General features: G+C 45.5%; 13 protein-coding genes and 1 pseudogene. All 14 read right to left on the reverse strand.

Annotation, left to right across the window (positions count from 1 at the left end; genetic code table 11):
• Positions 1–42: 42 nt before the first annotated feature.
• On the reverse strand, positions 43–1,860 hold the full coding sequence (pnpS, locus tag BK126_RS04135; RefSeq protein ID WP_076311411.1) for a two-component system histidine kinase PnpS: 1,818 nt from the start codon (positions 1,858–1,860) through the stop codon (positions 43–45).
• Positions 1,861–2,310: 450 nt separating this feature from the next.
• Positions 2,311–3,177 (reverse strand): SDR family oxidoreductase, encoded by an 867-nt coding sequence (locus tag BK126_RS04140; RefSeq protein WP_076311412.1) that lies wholly within the window; start codon positions 3,175–3,177, stop codon positions 2,311–2,313.
• Positions 3,178–3,463: 286 nt separating this feature from the next.
• The gene (locus BK126_RS04145) at positions 3,464–3,883 is read right to left on the reverse strand and encodes a hypothetical protein (protein ID WP_076311413.1); all 420 of its coding nucleotides are present in this window, start codon (positions 3,881–3,883) and stop codon (positions 3,464–3,466) included.
• Between the two features lie 213 nt (positions 3,884–4,096).
• Positions 4,097–5,038, reverse strand: coding sequence for a malate dehydrogenase (gene mdh / locus BK126_RS04150; RefSeq protein WP_076311414.1), 942 nt, complete (start codon positions 5,036–5,038; stop codon positions 4,097–4,099).
• A 15-nt stretch (positions 5,039–5,053) separates the two neighbouring features.
• Entirely contained in the window at positions 5,054–6,349 is a 1,296-nt protein-coding gene (gene icd, locus BK126_RS04155; RefSeq protein ID WP_076311415.1) for an NADP-dependent isocitrate dehydrogenase, read from the reverse strand.
• Positions 6,350–6,506: 157 nt separating this feature from the next.
• A complete protein-coding gene (citZ, locus tag BK126_RS04160; protein ID WP_076311416.1) occupies positions 6,507–7,619 on the reverse strand; it encodes a citrate synthase in 1,113 nt (370 codons plus the stop codon).
• 340 nt (positions 7,620–7,959) lie between these two features.
• The gene (locus BK126_RS04165) at positions 7,960–8,355 is read right to left on the reverse strand and encodes an FxsA family protein (protein ID WP_076311417.1); all 396 of its coding nucleotides are present in this window, start codon (positions 8,353–8,355) and stop codon (positions 7,960–7,962) included.
• A 6-nt stretch (positions 8,356–8,361) separates the two neighbouring features.
• Positions 8,362–8,877: an acyl-CoA thioesterase gene (locus BK126_RS04170; protein WP_076311418.1), complete on the reverse strand. Its 516-nt coding sequence runs from the start codon at positions 8,875–8,877 to the stop codon at positions 8,362–8,364.
• 103 nt (positions 8,878–8,980) lie between these two features.
• Positions 8,981–10,399 (reverse strand): pyruvate kinase, encoded by a 1,419-nt coding sequence (gene pyk, locus BK126_RS04175; RefSeq protein ID WP_076311419.1) that lies wholly within the window; start codon positions 10,397–10,399, stop codon positions 8,981–8,983.
• A 100-nt stretch (positions 10,400–10,499) separates the two neighbouring features.
• Positions 10,500–11,501, reverse strand: a complete 1,002-nt coding sequence (locus BK126_RS04180; protein ID WP_076311420.1) for an acetyl-CoA carboxylase carboxyltransferase subunit alpha — start codon at positions 11,499–11,501, stop codon at positions 10,500–10,502.
• A gap of 1 nt (position 11,502) precedes the next feature.
• A complete protein-coding gene (gene accD, locus BK126_RS04185) occupies positions 11,503–12,393 on the reverse strand; it encodes an acetyl-CoA carboxylase, carboxyltransferase subunit beta (RefSeq protein ID WP_047909927.1) in 891 nt (296 codons plus the stop codon).
• A gap of 222 nt (positions 12,394–12,615) precedes the next feature.
• Positions 12,616–12,804: a hypothetical protein gene (locus tag BK126_RS04190; RefSeq protein WP_047909928.1), complete on the reverse strand. Its 189-nt coding sequence runs from the start codon at positions 12,802–12,804 to the stop codon at positions 12,616–12,618.
• Positions 12,805–12,982: 178 nt separating this feature from the next.
• Positions 12,983–13,469, reverse strand: a pseudogene (locus tag BK126_RS04195) (phosphatidylglycerophosphatase A family protein).
• A 210-nt stretch (positions 13,470–13,679) separates the two neighbouring features.
• Complete coding sequence (locus tag BK126_RS04200; RefSeq protein WP_076311421.1) at positions 13,680–17,282, reverse strand: DNA polymerase III subunit alpha; 3,603 nt, start codon at positions 17,280–17,282, stop codon at positions 13,680–13,682.
• Positions 17,283–17,346 lie beyond the last annotated feature (64 nt).

Consider the following 17,346-nt stretch of genomic DNA (forward strand, 5'->3'; position numbering starts at 1 on the left):
AGCACTCTTTTGTTATCGTTGTGTAAAAAGAAGTCCTGATGCTTAATCTTCCTCTGATTCTTCGACAGAATCCTGCAGCATAGGCAGAGTTACCGTGAATGTGGTTCCCGCTCCAAGCTCACTCTCGACGGCCAGTTGTCCATGATGCAGCTCCACCAGATGCTTCACAATGGAGAGACCAAGCCCTGTTCCTCCCGAATTCCGGGACCTGCCTTTGTCCACCCGATAAAAACGTTCGAATACGCGAGGCAGATCACTTTTTGGAATACCTATGCCTGTATCACTCACCTGGAAAATGACATTCTCCTCATCCTTGCTGATCTGTGCTGTAATCTTAACCCTGCCGCCATCCAGGGTATAATTGATTCCGTTGCTGACCAGATTCAAGAAGATTTGCTTCAATTTGTCCTCATCTGCTTCGATGAACAATTCTTCTGGCACATCCAGAATCAAGCGAATCTGCTTCTTCTCTGCCACATTACCGAGTGTTCCTGTTATCATTTCAAAAAAAGGCATAAGATGTACAGGTGAGCAGTCTAGTGTCGCTCGCTTTGATTCAATCTTGGACAGATCCAATATGTCACTAATTAATCGATTAAGTCTGTCCCCTTCATCATAGATAATCTGCAGGAAGGATCGCGTTGTTTCTTCATCTCTAACTCCCCCGCTCAGCAGCGTCTCCGCAAAACCCTTAACAGCGGCAACCGGCGTCTTCAGTTCATGAGATACGTTCGCTACAAATTCGCTGCGCATGTTCTCCAGTCTGCGAATGGCTGTAATATCCTGAAGCAGGAAGAGCATTCCCCGATAGCTTCCATCATTCTCATACATCGGTACACCGTCAATGCGAACGATAATTTCGTCCGGGCTGTAGATTCGCACTTCGTCATGCACTTTACTTCGCTGCAAAATGCTTGTCTCCACAATCTTCGTCAGTTCATAGTGACGTTTTAATTCATGGTACGGCTTTCCGGTTACACGATCGGGATGCAGCCCCAGCATGCGATGGCTCTCTCTGTTTAACACCGCAATATTCTGATTCGCATCAATCATCAAAATACCGCCTGCCATGTTGGTCATCACACTCTGCACCAAATCCTCATTGTCTCGAATCAACTTCAGCTGCGCCTGCAGGCTGTCAGCCATTCCATTAATGGCACTCCCAAGCTGTCCTATCTCATCATTCCGGGTAAATTTGACCCTGGCATCATAATCAAGATTAGAAATCTGATTTGCTACTTTCGTTATATGCTCAATTGGCTGGGTCAAGCCTCTAGCTACTCTGTAGCAGACAATAGCCGCAAGGATAAATAGGGCAAGGAGAGTTAACCCCATTAAGTACCAGCCTCTTGCAAGTCCTTCATCAACTGAGTCCAAACTTAGGGAAAGTCGGATGTATCCATCAAAGTGATGGTCGGGAGATGTAACCGGCAGTGCAACATACAGCATTTTTTGTGACAGTGTGTCACTCGTCCTGATGGAACGGCCGTAAGGTGAATCATGATTATTCGCAGTCTGTATCTCTTCACGATTAAGATGATTGTCCATCTGGTCAGCAGCATACTCCGAATCTCCAATAACTGTCCCATCTCTCAAGATGAACGTCGTCCGAGAATCGGTTAAGCGCTCCAGTAACTCGGCCTGCTGGGTATAATAGGCGACAACTTCGTCCTTGCCTAGTGAAGTGTCTTTAAAGTCAAATGTAGAATGAAGCAGATTGATCTCTCTTACCATATTTTCTTCTTGAGATTGGATATGAAGGTCTTTAAACACTTGACCCAAAGCCAATCCAGACGATAGTACAGACAGTCCAATCAGCAACATAATGATCAATGTGAGTCGGAATCGAAAATTTTTCATAAATGCTAATAATCATCCTTTGTATGAATCAATTGCATATTACCTTCCGTAAGACTAATTGATTCGTATAATAGTAATTAATCATGTGCATACAAAACCCATTGCTATTCATCGTTACGCTTATTTCCCGGGAAACATATGGCAGTAAAAGGAGCCGGCAAATGGTTATCAGCTGGTCTGACAGCATAACGCCTAATAATAAATGTTAGCGGCAGGATGATAAACATGTATTTTTCAAAACCGGAAGTAAAGCGCAGTGCAGTAACCTCATGCTGCAACAGATCCTCTCTGCGTAACTTATGTAAATTCATGTTTAGTTTTAATAGATCATATCATAGATTACTGGCTCATTTTCGTTCTTTATGTAAAATCTAATTGAATTTAAGAATTCAAAAAAAGCTCTGCACAGTTCGTATATACTGTACAGAGCTTTACGTATTAAACAACCTATTAACCGTTAACCACTTCGCCGCCGTTTACATGGATAACTTGACCTGTCACATAAGAAGAGTCGCTTGTTGCTAGGTAAACATAAGCAGGAGCCAGTTCTTCCGGCTGACCTGGACGCTTCATCGGCTGGGTCGCTCCAAACTCACTTACCTTTTGTTCATCAAAGGTAGCAGGGATCAGCGGGGTCCAGATAGGTCCTGGTGCCACTGCATTCACTCGGATTCCTTTGTCTGCCAAATGCATGGACAAGGAACGTGTGAAGGAAGTGATCGCTCCCTTCGTCGAGGAATAATCGATAAGAGTCGGATTACCGCGATAAGCCGTAACCGAAGTCGTATTGATGATAGAGCTGCCGCCTTTTAGGTGAGGTAATGCAGCTCTGCTCAAGTAGAACATACTGAAGATATTGGTACGGAATGTCTTCTCGAGCTGCTCGTCCGTAATATCCTCAAAATTTTGCAGAGGATGCTGTTCAGCCGCATTATTGACTAATACATTCAGCTGTCCCAATTTCTCTACCGTTTGCTGCACTGCTTGCTGGCAGAAGGCAGGGTCACCTACATCCCCGGCGATCAGAATACACTTTCTACCTTCCTGCTCAATCTGGCGCTTCGTTTCCTCTGCATCACCGTGTTCATTCAAATACACGATGGCTACATCGGCACCTTCTTTGGCAAAAGTTACTGCCACAGCGCGGCCAATACCACTGTCACCGCCTGTGATAAGTGCAGTCTTTCCTGTTAGCTTCCCTGCTGCCTTGTATTGTTCCGATTCGAATTCGGGCCTAGGAAACATTTCTGATTCGATTCCCGGCTGCTGATTTTGATGCTGTGGAGGCAAAGTTTGATTCACTTGATTCTGTCCCATCGTTGATTTCTCCTTTCGAACGTCAATTATTCATTTCATTAACAGGTTTAGGATGGCTGTTCCTCTCCTCATTATTCCTAACGACTCGAATACAGCTCAGCAATAATATTTCATCCTATTTAATATGGTTTTACCCTCTCTTCCCAGAATCAAACAAATGGGACTCATTAAATCTCAGTTCTCAAATCTATAAAAAAAAACAATGTAAGCACAAAAAAGACAATGGTCGTCTGCTTCTAAGCAAATAACCATTGTCCCTGTTATTACATGATTATGTATCTTCATCTTACCAAGGATTAACCATAATCCACAGCATGACCAATAGGAGCACAGCCAGAATGATACTAAATGTGCGCAGCTTCCCTTTCTCACTGCTGATGTCTCTCTTCTCCTGAATACCTGCAATGCCAAGACGAAGAGATTTCCCCATAATACCTGCAATCGCCAGCATCGCGAGGAAAATAACCACAACAAGAATCATCCAGGAAACGCCATAATCTCCTTGAGACATAATATATCCGCCGGACAGCAATTGAATGATCAGGCCGTATTGAGCGATACGGTTAAATGTTCTTACAGCTGCAATACTGCCCTCTTGTGCAGGTACCGACAATTTGCTAATTGCGGCAACAACAAAAGGAAGCAACAGATAGAAGCCAACCGAAACAGCCCCCAGAATGTGTACAAAATACATGATAGCACCCATATTCGTTGATCTCTCCTTTCTTCGAATTAATAACAATATCCTCATATTACCCGTTTAAATAATGCTGTAATCAGTCTATTCCCATAAGGAATATATACAGGTAATACTCTTTCAAATTATACTTGATCGGCGTGGATAAAGAAAAGGAAACCCTCAAATAATTAAAGGGTTTCCTATCATAATTCACGAATTTTTCATATTCAACATCTGAAATCAGATATTGATCACAGAGATTACATTGCGTACGGAATCTGCTGATTGATCCAGTGCTGCCTTCTCATCACCAGTAAGTTCGAGCTCAAATATCTTCTCTATTCCACTGCCACCAAGAATAGTGGGTACACCAAGGAATAGATCATTGTATCCGTACTCTCCCTCGAGGTATGCAATGACAGGAATAATTCGTTTCTTGTCCTTCAAGATTGCCTCCGTCATCTGCACAAGGGAAGCCGCTGGTGCATAATATGCGCTCCCGTTTCCTAAGAGGTTCACAATCTCACCGCCGCCCACACGAGTCCGCTTAACGATGGCTTCAATACGATCCTGAGGAATCAGCGTATCAATGGGAATCCCACCCACGCTGGAGTAACGCACAAGTGGAACCATATCATCACCATGACCACCGAGTACAAAGCCACGGACATCTTCAACAGATACATTCAGCTCTTGAGCAATGAACGTACAATAACGAGCTGTGTCCAGAACCCCGGATTGACCAATAACTCGATTCTTTGGAAAGCCCAGTGTCTGGAAAGCAGCATAGGTCATTGCATCCACCGGATTACTTAAGATGATCACGATGGAATCAGGACAATACTTTTTAATATTCTCACAGACGGATTTGACAATGCCTGCGTTCGTGTTCACGAGATCATCACGGCTCATTCCCGGTTTACGGGCAATTCCGGCTGTGATAATCACGATATCCGAACCTTCGGCATCCTCGTAGTTGGATGTACCGGTTATTTTACTGTCAAATCCTTGAACAGGACTTGCTTCCAGCATATCAAGCGCTTTACCCTTAGTTGGATTCTCAAGCTGGGGAATATCGATAAGCACAACGTCGCCAAGCTCTTTTTGAGCCAACATAAGTGCCGTTGTCGCACCGGTAAAACCGGCGCCGACTACGGTAATCTTTTTACGCTGAATGGTCACAGTATCCGCTCTCCTCTACAGGTTTTTGATAATCTCGTCAGCGAACTCAGAGCATTTAACTTCTGTAGCGCCTTCCATTAGGCGAGCAAAGTCATAGGTTACTGTCTTATTATTGATGGAAGTTTCCATCCCTTTGTAGATCAGATCAGCTGCTTCCTGCCAGCCCAAATGCTCAAGAAGCATAACGCCGGACAAAATAACAGATCCCGGATTAACTACGTCTTTATCAGCATATTTCGGAGCTGTACCATGCGTCGCTTCGAAGATGGCATGACCTGTTACATAGTTAATGTTCGCGCCTGGAGCAATACCGATTCCGCCAACTTGTGCAGCCAGTGCATCGGACAGATAGTCACCGTTTAGGTTCAGTGTTGCAATGACATCAAATTCTGCAGGACGAGTCAATACTTGCTGAAGAGCAATGTCGGCGATTGCATCCTTAACAATGATTTTGCCAGCATCTTCAGCAGCTTTTTGAGCGGCATTCGCTGCATCTGTACCTTCTTTTTCTTTGATTTCATCGTATTGTGCCCAAGTGAACACTTTATCGCCGAATTCAGCTTCTGCTACTTCATAACCCCAGTTCTTAAAGGCACCCTCAGTGAACTTCATAATGTTGCCTTTATGAACCAGCGTTACACTCTTGCGTCCATGATTGATTGCATATTCAACTGCCGCACGTACTAGACGCTTGGATCCTTCAGAGGATACAGGCTTAATACCGATACCGGATGTTTCAGGGAAACGGATCTTGTTCGCGCCCATCTCCTGCTGCAGGAACTGAATGACTTTCTTCACTTCTTCAGATCCTTCTTTGTACTCGATTCCTGCATAGATGTCTTCTGTGTTCTCACGGAAGATAACCATGTCTACCAAATCAGGGCGCTTAACCGGAGAAGGCACACCGTCGAAATAACGTACAGGACGCAAGCACACATACAGATCCAGCTCTTGACGAAGAGCTACGTTCAGGGAACGAATTCCACCGCCAATTGGAGTTGTAAGTGGACCTTTAATAGCTACGATATATTCACGGATCGCTTCCAGCGTATCAGCCGGCAGCCACTCTCCGTATGTATTGAATGCTTTTTCACCAGCAAACACTTCGTACCAGGCGATCTGCTTCTCACCGTTATATGCCTTCTCTACTGCTGCATCCAGAACGCGCTTCGATGCCTTCCAGATGTCACGGCCTGTCCCGTCACCCTCAATGAAAGGAATGATTGGGTTGTTAGGTACTTGAAGTGAACCATTATCAATTGTAATTTTTTCGCCCTCAGTAGGTAGTGCGAATTTTTCAAAGTTCGGCATTGTTAATATCCTCCTTATTATTTAGCGGGTAGTATTAGATATGCTGACAAGCATGGCAGTGCCTTGGGTAATCAAGAGCGCCTCTCCTGTTACCCAAGGATGCTATGATTCTATTATACATATTTCTTCATTAAAATCCCTAGAGAGCCTATCAAAATTATCGATTTTCGATCGAGATGTACTTTTGGGTTGTCGGCCCTGTATATTCAGCGCGTGGACGAATAATACGGTTATCCGCCAGCTGTTCGAGAATATGCGCTGTCCATCCAGATACACGGCTAATGGCGAAGATCGGAGTAAACAGATCTCTTTGAATACCAAGCTGTGTATAAACCGATGCAGAATAGAAATCTACATTCGGTCTCAATCCTTTTTGACCCGTGATCAGTTCTTCGATCCGAACAGACATCTCATACAGCTCTGTATTTTCATTCTGCTCACCCAGTTCACGAGACATCTTCTGCAGGTGCTTTGCACGAGGATCTCCGTTCTTGTACACGCGGTGTCCAAAGCCCATAATCTTCTCACGATTATCCAGCTTCTGCTGAATGTAGGCTTCCAGGTTCTCTTTGGAACCGATTTCATTCAGCATCTTCATAACAGCTTCATTCGCACCGCCATGTAAAGGACCCTTAAGCGCACCAATCGCAGAAGTAACTCCGGAGTAGATGTCAGAAAGGGTAGCTACGGTTACACGGGCAGCAAAAGTGGAAGCGTTCAGCTCATGATCTGCATGAAGTACCAGCGCTTGATCAAGTGCTTTGACTGCAGTTTCACTCGGCTCTTCCCCTGTAAGCATATACAGGAAGTTCTCGGCGATGGATACCCCTTGTTTAGGTGCAATCGGCTCCTTGCCTTCCCGAATACGAGAAATGGCTGCAACAATCGTTGGCAGCTGCGCTTGCAGCTTCACTGCCTTATTCTCATTCGCTTCCTGAGAGTCGTCTTCTGCCTGCGCATCATACAGCCCAAGTGCAGACACCGCAGAACGCAAAGCCGCCATTGTATTCAGATCTCGCGGATAGAGTTTGATCTGAGCAATCAGTTCATCGGGAATCGGTGCATATTCACTGAAGCTCTTATTCAATTGATCAAGCTCCGCCTTGTTAGGGAGCTTGCCGAACCACAGCAAGTAAGCAACTTCTTCAAAGCAAGCGTTCGCAGCGAGGTCATCGATATCATAACCGCGATATGTAAGAACGCCGTCAACGATGGAACTGATTGAGGAAGTTGCTGCAACGATACCTTCGAGGCCTTTAGTAGCTGTCATCTTTAACATCTCTCCTTTTTATCAAAAATTAACAACATCTGGAATGAAAACATTTACATTATTGAAGATTAAAATTTCACTTAACGGTACATCCACGAAACATCACTGGAATCAGACACGCTGTGTAAACACCTTTCTTGAATTATCATACTGGATTTTGTCGCTCCTGTGAACATTTTGGAGATGGATTTGGATATCAAAGTTTTTTTTCAACACCATAAAGCATTTTTTGTAATCACTTTCATTGACATATCAGGAATGTTGTGACCCAGTCTTATATAGCGATAAGTTCGAACGTAAAAAAAAGCAGAAAGAAGCAATTGCTTCTCTCCGCCCTTCCTTAAAAACGTTTATAGAACGTAATTTTTCCGTCTTTCATCTTCTTCTCGATCCATTTCAGCAGAAACAGACGGTATATGGGTCTTGTTAGCGGAAATACGAGGGTAAATCCGATAATATCTGTTACAAATCCAGGTATGATTAACAGGCTGCCACCCAAAAACACGCATAATCCATCCAGCATCTTGCGACCTGGTACCAGGCCGTTTTGCATTTCATTACGTGTATCCTGAAGAACCTTCCGCCCCTCGAATTGCATCATTGCCATCCCGATAATGGAGGTAACCAGAATGAGTAGTAAAGTATATCCTGCTCCTATTTGTTCGCTTACCCATATGAACCCGAACAGTTCCACTGCAGGAATGAGTAGCAGAAGTGCCCACTTCCAGTTTCGCATGTACGGTTACTCCCTTCCAACAGACAGAGCTCTCTTTAAAGCATCGTACAGGTTTGGAACGCATTTATCAAGTCTGACAGGCTTGAAGTCTGCATTTACCCACACATGCTGCGTCGATCCTGTGACAAGCAGCTCGCCAGGCAAATCCTCGGTATTTGATACGACCTCTCTGTTATCCGGCTGTGTCTGGACTTCTGCATCTCTTTCTTCTCTTCGTACTTCATATTCGTAATGAAGGCGGATACTGCTAAAATTATTTATACGCGTCCACACCGTAATATAGTCATCATACTTCGCAGGCAGCTTATACTTCAGGTCAAGCCCAATTACAGGCAGCAGAACCCCCTGCTCCTCCATACTCCGGTAACTAAATCCAAGAGTTCGGATCATTTCGGTTCTGCCGATTTCAAACCAGTTCACATAATTCGCATGGTAAACGACACCCATTTGATCACTTTCCTGATAACGCACTCTGAACCGTGTTCCATACCAGGCTGTTCGTTCTATCTGCTGGGCTTTCATGCTTCTGCACCTTCCCTCCTGGAAAAACTGTGAAAAAAGCAATGAGACGATAAGTGTCTCATTGCTTCTTTACAAATTCTATATTCTTAATTCTTCAGGAACCTTAGTGGATATGGTCGATTTTGATAAGGTTCGTGGATCCCGAGCGGCCAAGAGGAACTCCCGCTGTGATAACGACCAGATCTCCATCTTGAACGATTCCTGATTTTTTGCCGCCAACGACTGCGTTTTCAAACAGTCCGTCAGTCGTATCGCAAGGCACGCCTTTGACAGGTGTTACGCCCCAAGTCAATGCGAGTCTACGCATTGTACGATCTTCGTTCGTTACAGCAACGATCGGAGCTTCTGGACGATATTTGGAAACCATTCGAGCTGTATATCCGGACTCCGTAGAAGTAAGAATTGCTTTGGCATGCAGCTCGTATGCACTGATTGCAACCGATTGACTGATCGCTTCAGTAACCGTTGTTTCTTGAGCAATTCGTTGTTTCTTGTAAAGTTCACGGTAGTTAAGTGCAGACTCTGCTTTTTCAGCAATACGAGCCATTGTCAGCACAGATTCTACAGGGTATTTACCTGCAGCTGTTTCTCCGGACAGCATAATTGCATCAGTTCCATCGAAAATGGCATTTGCAACGTCACTTGCTTCCGCACGTGTAGGGCGCGGGTTACGCTGCATGGAATCCAGCATTTGAGTCGCTGTAATAACCGGTTTGCCGGCAATATTACATTTTTCGATCATACGTTTTTGTACGACCGGTACATCTTCTGCTGGAATTTCAACACCAAGATCACCGCGTGCAACCATCAGGCCGTCAGATACTTCAAGGATCTCATCCAAGTTATCTACGCCTTCTTGGTTTTCAATTTTAGAAATAATATGAATGTGTCCTGCATTATGCTTCTCAAGCAGTTCACGAATTTCTAATACGTCACTTGCTTTACGAACGAAGGAAGCCGCAATAAAATCGATGCCTTGTTCGATTCCAAAAATGATATCGTTGGCGTCTTTTTCGGTAATACCAGGGAGAGAAATCGCAACACCAGGAACGTTAACACCTTTCTTGCTCTTAATGGTGCCGCCGTTTACGATACGGCATTTAATTTCCGTTCCGCTAACTTCCTCAACCGTGAGTCCGATCAGACCATCGTCAATCAAAATCGTTGATCCTGGAGATACATCGCCTGGCAATTCTTTGTATGTGATAGACAAACGGTCTTTATTGCCAAGGATTTCTTCCGTTGTCAGGGTAATGTACTCGTCTTGAACCAACTCGATAGGCTCGACTTCAAGTTTACCGGTACGGATCTCAGGACCTTTCGTATCCAGCAGGATCGCAACGGACTTGTTCAGCTCGTCACTCGCTGCACGAATCGTTTTGATACGTCCGCCGTGCTCCTCAAAGTCACCATGGGAGAAGTTCAAGCGTGCTACGTTCATACCCGCCATAATCAATTTTTTTGTGTTTTCCAACGACTCACTGGAAGGACCAATAGTACATACAATTTTAGTTTTGCGCATTTTTCTAGTTTCCTCCGTTTTCAAAATCTCTCTTTATATATCTTTTCCAACAATTAAATCTACTACAAAATTCGCCTTTTGTATAGGAACTTTGTCATATTTAATCTTTAATTAACGAAGAATCTTCTAGCACTGTTTCCTTAGCTGTATTTTCCTGGAATTTACCTATTTTACGGAATTTCTGATAGCGATCCTGACGAAGAGCCTCTCCGTCCATCTGCAGCAGTTCATTAAGATGCTTCTCCAGCGCTTCCTTAATCGATGCTGCTGTCGCTACGTAGTCCCGATGAGAACCGCCACGCGGCTCGGGAACGATATCCTCGATGACTTCCATCTCTTTCAGATCCTGTGCTGTAATCTTCATGGCTTCAGCAGCCTGATCTGCTTTGGATGCATCCTTCCACAGAATCGAAGCCGCACCATTTGGAGAGATAACCGAGTAAATTGCATGCTCTAGCATTAACACCCGATTGCCGACCGCCATCGCAAGAGCACCACCGCTTCCTCCTTCTCCAATGATGACGCATAGCACAGGCACAGAGAGCTTGGCCATCTCAAGAAGATTACGGGCAATAGCTTCGGACTGACCACGTTCCTCCGCTGTTTTGCCCGGATATGCCCCTTTCGTATCTATGAAAGTAATAATAGGCCTGCCAAACTTATTAGCCTGATGCATTAAACGGAGCGCTTTACGGAACCCTTCCGGGTGCGGACTCCCAAAAAAACGTGCAATATTATCTTTTGTATCTTTGCCTCGCTGCTGCCCGATCACAGTAACAGGACGTCCGTTTAGCTTGGCAAGTCCTCCGACCACGGCCAGATCATCACCAAACTGACGATCTCCATGAAGCTCCATAAAGTCCGTAAAGATGAGTGATATCAGGTCCAGCGAAGTCGGACGCTGCTGATGTCTTGCCAAATGCATTTTCTGAGGAGCTGTAATCGATGAGTAAATCTCCTCTTCCAATTTGGTATACCGCTCTTCCAGACGAGCCACTTCCTCCGCAAAATCGATGCCTTTTTCGATACCGAATTGCTGAAGCTCTTCAATTTTTTTGCGCATCTCAATAAGAGGCGCTTCATATGGCAACTCTCCCGCCAATTTAGACCTCTCCTTTCGCGCTGTGCATGTCCAGCAGTTTAGCCAGCGTATTCCGTAATTCCTTGCGGTTTACGACCATATCCAGCTGTCCATGCTGCAAATTGAATTCAGCGGTCTGAAAGTCATCAGGAAGCTTCTGGCGAATGGTCTGTTCAATAACAATTCGGCCTGCAAACCCGAATATTGCTCCCGGTTCCGCAATATTAATATCTCCGAGCATAGCAAAGCTGGCGGAAACGCCGCCTGTCGTCGGATCGGTTATAACGGATATGAACAATCCACCCTGTTCATCATGCCTGGACAGAGCACTGCTCGTCTTCGCCATTTGCATCAGACTCAGTATGCTCTCCTGCATACGGGCTCCACCTGAGGTGGAAAAAATAAGGATAGGAACCTTCTTCTCCGTGGCTTTCTCTATGGCGCGCGTAATTTTCTCGCCGACAACCGAGCCCATGCTGCCTGTAAAAAAGTCAAAGCTCATAACAGCAACGACCACCGGATGACCATCAATCGTACCTTCGCCTGTAACGACGGCATCCTTCAGACCCGATTTCATCGTTTGCTGCTCCAGCTTAGATTTATAGCCCGGAAAATCCAGGGGATCCACGGATACCATATCCGCGTCATACTCAATAAATCCTTCATCAAGCGTCATCTCAATACGCTCTCTTGCATTTAGACGCATATGATGACCGCATGACGGACAAACTTTCAAATTCTTCTCAAGTTCCTTGCTGTATTGTATCGTGCCGCATTTGCTGCACTTATTCATGAGTCCCTCTGGAATCTCACGACGCGGTCGCTCTTCACCTTCAGGATTATCTGTGCGCTGTGCACGATCTGAAGGAATGGTCGCGTACTTCCGTTTTTTCTGGAAAATATCTTTGAACACAACTACACCTCTTCAGCCGTAAATTTGTGGCCCATGCAGTCAATTTGTATGATCGACATTGCATAATAAAGTTAACATGAGCAGCTATAAAATGTGCCCTATAAGCAAAAAAAGAGAAGTATGACACATGTGGGGAGTCGCTTCACTCTTTGTATCCGTAACCCTTGTCCAATTTAGAAGCAGGTCCTAAAAATAATGAATAGAATTCCACCGCCTTCAGTATTATGAATGCAGAATGGAATTCAACACTTCCTGAACCTCTTCCAATTCTCCGGAGGGTACAAGAATTTCGTACTGTTGCTTGGATAAGCTGATGGGACGGGCCTGTACCAAAAATCCTTCTTCCTCAAGCCGATTTGTAATTCTGTCAGCAATCTTTGCCGTCGGTGCAATATATATCACCGTCCACATGCCATTGTACGCCCCCTAAGCCTCATGTTCAAAGCCCGTATAATGGGTTAATGATAACATAACTGACTTTTTTTCCGCAAGGAAAGGAAGGCATGGGACGATTATAACCAGAATTTCCTTCATTACATCTTACTGTAGCATTCGTTATATCCATATTAGCAGAATATAAACCTTCCTATTACAGCGGATAGACCTTCGCATTCGTGTTCTGATGCGCAATTCTAGCCGATGCAGCTGCTGCAAGGCCCGCCACCAAATCATCCAGGAATACATGAATACCCGCATTTTTGTCATTCAGCTTCTTAATGATTCCGGTCTTTTCCTTGTCTAAATATCCAAAGCTTGTAAGCCCTATCATACCATATACACTGGTAATTCCAAGTGCAAGAGTCTCGTCCACACCATACAGCGGCTCATCCGCCTCCATCAAAGCCTGAAGGGGCTGTGGCAGCAGATTTTGTTCGGCCAGCTCATCCAGTGCTACACCCGTGTATAACGTATACTGTACCTCACGCTTGGCAAGAACAGCCCGTACGCTTGTAACACACTCTTCTTCCAACTAAGTCTGGATGAAACTTTTTTTGAAGATCATAGACTATTTTGGCGATGGATTCAACGCTTACACCCCTGCGTTTCAGCATCGCTTCCGCAATTTCATATGACATCCGCTGATTCCCCCATCCTTCGAAACTAGGAATTCCACATAAACTAAGGTATTCGCTTCGAGACTCAAAGCCCACTATTATACCCTCGGCTGCATCAATTCACAGCAACCATCGATACTATAGGGTGTTCCTAAGTGTATGCGCCAGCTTCAAAAATAGTTCGTAAAATGTGCTCATGCACATCACGGATACCACATGAAATTACGTTCATTATTTCACGATAACCGTATCCTCCCCGAGCATTTGTTCCATAAGGTGAATCAGTTCAGGAGAGGGTTTAATTCGATAACTGTCGCTTAATGCCCGATACTCCCTAGTTTCTTCATAAAAAAGAATCGTGGCTACATTTCCCGGATGTTCCTGTAACAAGACCTTAAGCTTAGTAAGCATCCCGGACTTCTCTATGTCGGGTTTGATCTTGATGAATACTCGCTGCTCGAACCTGGCGGGCTTTCTATCTGTTACAGCCCCTTGGCGTTCTGACTTATTTTGTACCCGTCCACTGTTAGGCAGAGAAGGAGAACGACTAACTTTGCCGGATTTAGGCGTTGAAGCTTCTCCTGAGCTTCCCCGTTCTTTACCTCCGCTCCCTCTGTTACGCTGCAGCATCATACGCTGTAACTTGTCTGCACGAAGCTCATCCACCTCATCGGCAAGCAGCTTGAAGCCTTCATCCTGAAGCTGAACTTTGGCCCGGAGAGCAATCAATTGACCTTTTGCAGCCAAGTTCTGACTTCTTCTCCATACTTCCGGAAACAATACCACTTCCGTTCGTTCGATCTGATCCTCCAGTTCCATGAAGGCCATCGCTTTCCCTTGCTTCGTTGTAATCGATTTGACGGAAACAACCATTCCGGCCGTAACAATCTGTGCATGCTCTGGTGCATCATGAAGCTCCATCAGCTTATCCGCTTCAAGCTCCTCCAGAACTTCCGTGAAATCATCCAGCGGGTGACCGGATAGGTATAATCCAAGCAGCTCACGTTCTAATTCCAGCTGCTGTGTAATCGTGTACTTAGGTATATCCGGGTATTCGATTTCCCAATTCGGGGTCTCCACAAAATCAAACAACTGGATCTGCAGATCCTCTCTCTCTTTGCGCCACTTCGTGGCCGCTTCCACCACTTCATCAAGCATGGCGAACAGCTGCGCACGGTGACCAGGCAGTGTGTCGAAAGCCCCGGCCTGAATAAGAGATTCTATAACCCGCTTGTTGCAGACTCTTAAGTCCACTCTTCTGCAGAAATCGAGCAGGCTCTCGAACGGTCCTTTGGCCCGCTCCGTAATAATGCTGTCTACGGCCTGTGTACCTACATTTTTAATGGCAGCCAGACCAAAACGAATGCCCGTCTCACCACCGCCAGGAGTAAACAGTATTCCGCTCTCATTCACATCGGGTGGCAGTACAGGAATATTCATCCGTCTGCATTCGACAACATACTCCGCTACTTTTCGATGATTTCCCATGACCGCTGTCAGCATCGAAGCCATAAATTCGACAGGATAATGGGTCTTCAGATACGCCGTCTGGAAGGCCAATACTCCATACGCAGCAGCATGCGCCCGAGGGAAGCCGTAATTGGCAAACCGTACAATCATATCGTATACAGCTTCAGCATCCTCGCTGCTATAACCCTGATTCAGGCTCCCTTTTACAAAATGCTCTCTCTCTTTATCAAGTACTTCCCGCTTCTTCTTCGATACCGCCCTGCGGAGCAGATCAGCTTCTCCAAGAGAAAAACCTGCCATTAGAGAAGCAATCTGCATAATCTGCTCCTGATACACGATGATACCGTAGGTGTCCTCCAGTATTGGAGCGAGATCAGCATGCGGATACTCGACCTTGATCTCCCCATGCTTTCCTTGAATATACTTAGGAATGAAATCCATTGGACCCGGACGATATAAAGCAACCACAGAGATAATATCTTCAAATACGGAAGGCTTCAAATCCTTCAGTACTCTTCTGATTCCTGCTGACTCCAGCTGGAATATACCTGTCGTATCTCCGGAACCGAGCATTTCATAGGTCAGCGGATCGTCATCAGGGACCGTTTTGAAATCTGGAACTTGCTTCTGCTGATCCTGAATCCAACGCATACAGCGTTCAATGATGGAGAGAGTCCTCAAACCGAGGAAGTCCATCTTGAGCAGTCCGATGGCTTCCAGATTCTCCATAGAATACTGAGTAAGTGCGGTGCCTTCACTGCCTTCCTGGAGCGGCACTACATCGGTCAGCGGGTCTTTGGATATAACCACACCTGCCGCATGCGTAGAAGCATGCCTTGGCATGCCTTCGACCTTTTTGGCCATCGTGAGCAGCTCTTTTGTTTTGGCTTTGGTATCATGCAATGCTCTGAGCTCGTCGCTCATCTCCAGAGCTTTGGTGATATTCATCCCAACTTGCCCGGGAATGAGCTTGGCAGCCTTGTCCACTTCTCCATATGGAATATTAAGCACTCTTCCTACATCTCGAACGGCTGCACGCGCAGCAAGCGTACCAAAAGTAATGATCTGTGCGACATGCTCGCGTCCGTATTTTGAAGCGACATATTCAATCACTTCATCCCGGCGTTCATCACTGAAATCAATATCGATATCCGGCATGGTTACTCGCTCAGGATTGAGAAACCGCTCAAACAAAAGCCTATATTTAATCGGATCTACATTTGTAATATTCAGCACATACGCAACAAGACTTCCCGCGGAAGAGCCACGTCCTGGTCCGGTTGCTATTCCCTCTCTATGAGCATAAGCAATGAAATCCCATACGATGAGGAAATAATCAGAGAAGCCCATCTTATCGATGACAGACAGCTCGTAATCCAGTCGATTATACAGCTCGGATCTCTGCTCATCATGATGCCAGTTATCCGTATCCTTGTAGCGTTCCTCCAGCCCCTTCAGGCAGAGCTCGCGCAAATACTGTCCAGGCGTCAGATGCTCAGGGATTGGCCGATATTCAGGCAAAATGGAATGTCCAAATTCCAGATCAAGCTGAATGCTGTCAGCAATCTTAAGCGTATTCTCTACCGCCTCTCTCACATGAGGAAAAAGACGCGCCATCTCGTCGCCGCTCTTCAAGTATAGCTGGCTTGAGGGAATCTTAAGCCGTTCCTCATCCTCCACTGTTTTGCCCGTACCAATGCATATGAGTACATCCTGCACCTCGGCATCCTCTTGAGACAAATAGTGCACATCATTCGTTGCTACAAGCGGTATGGACAATTCTGCGGCAAGCTCAATCAGCTGAGGATTCACTCGCTTCTGCTCTGCCAGACCATGATCTTGAAGCTCAAGATAGTATCGGTCTCCAAAGATCTGTTTGTGCCTCATGGCTGCATTTTTGGCTTCGTCATATCGTCCCATTAGAAGATGCTGTGGAATTTCTCCACCGAGACACGCACTGAGGCATATTAATCCTTCGTTGTACTTTGCAAGGCTCTCCATATCGATTCGCGGCTTATAGTGGAAGCCCTCCAAATGGCCAATGGAGCACAGCCTCATCAGATTTTGATATCCGGTCATGTTCTGCGCCAGCAATATAAGATGATAAATCGGCTGATCTTTACGGCTGCCGCGCTCATGCCTAGAGCCTGCTGTAATATACACTTCACAGCCGATAATCGGCTTAATTCCCCTTGCTTCACATGCTCTATAAAAAGGGATGGCTCCATACATAACCCCATGATCCGTCAGAGCCAGAGCCTCCATCCCGTATCCTGCTGCTGTGTCCACGAGCTCTGCAATTCGCGCCGCACCATCTAGCAGGCTGTATTCACTGTGAACATGCAGATGCACAAATGAACTCATGCGTCATTTCTTCCTCTCTACATTCATAAATTTACGTATTTTATCTTTACTATTTTATCATATC

Source organism: Paenibacillus sp. FSL H7-0326, assembly GCF_001955535.1.
In the GTDB taxonomy this organism is placed as follows: Bacteria; Bacillota; Bacilli; order Paenibacillales; family Paenibacillaceae; genus Paenibacillus; species Paenibacillus shunpengii.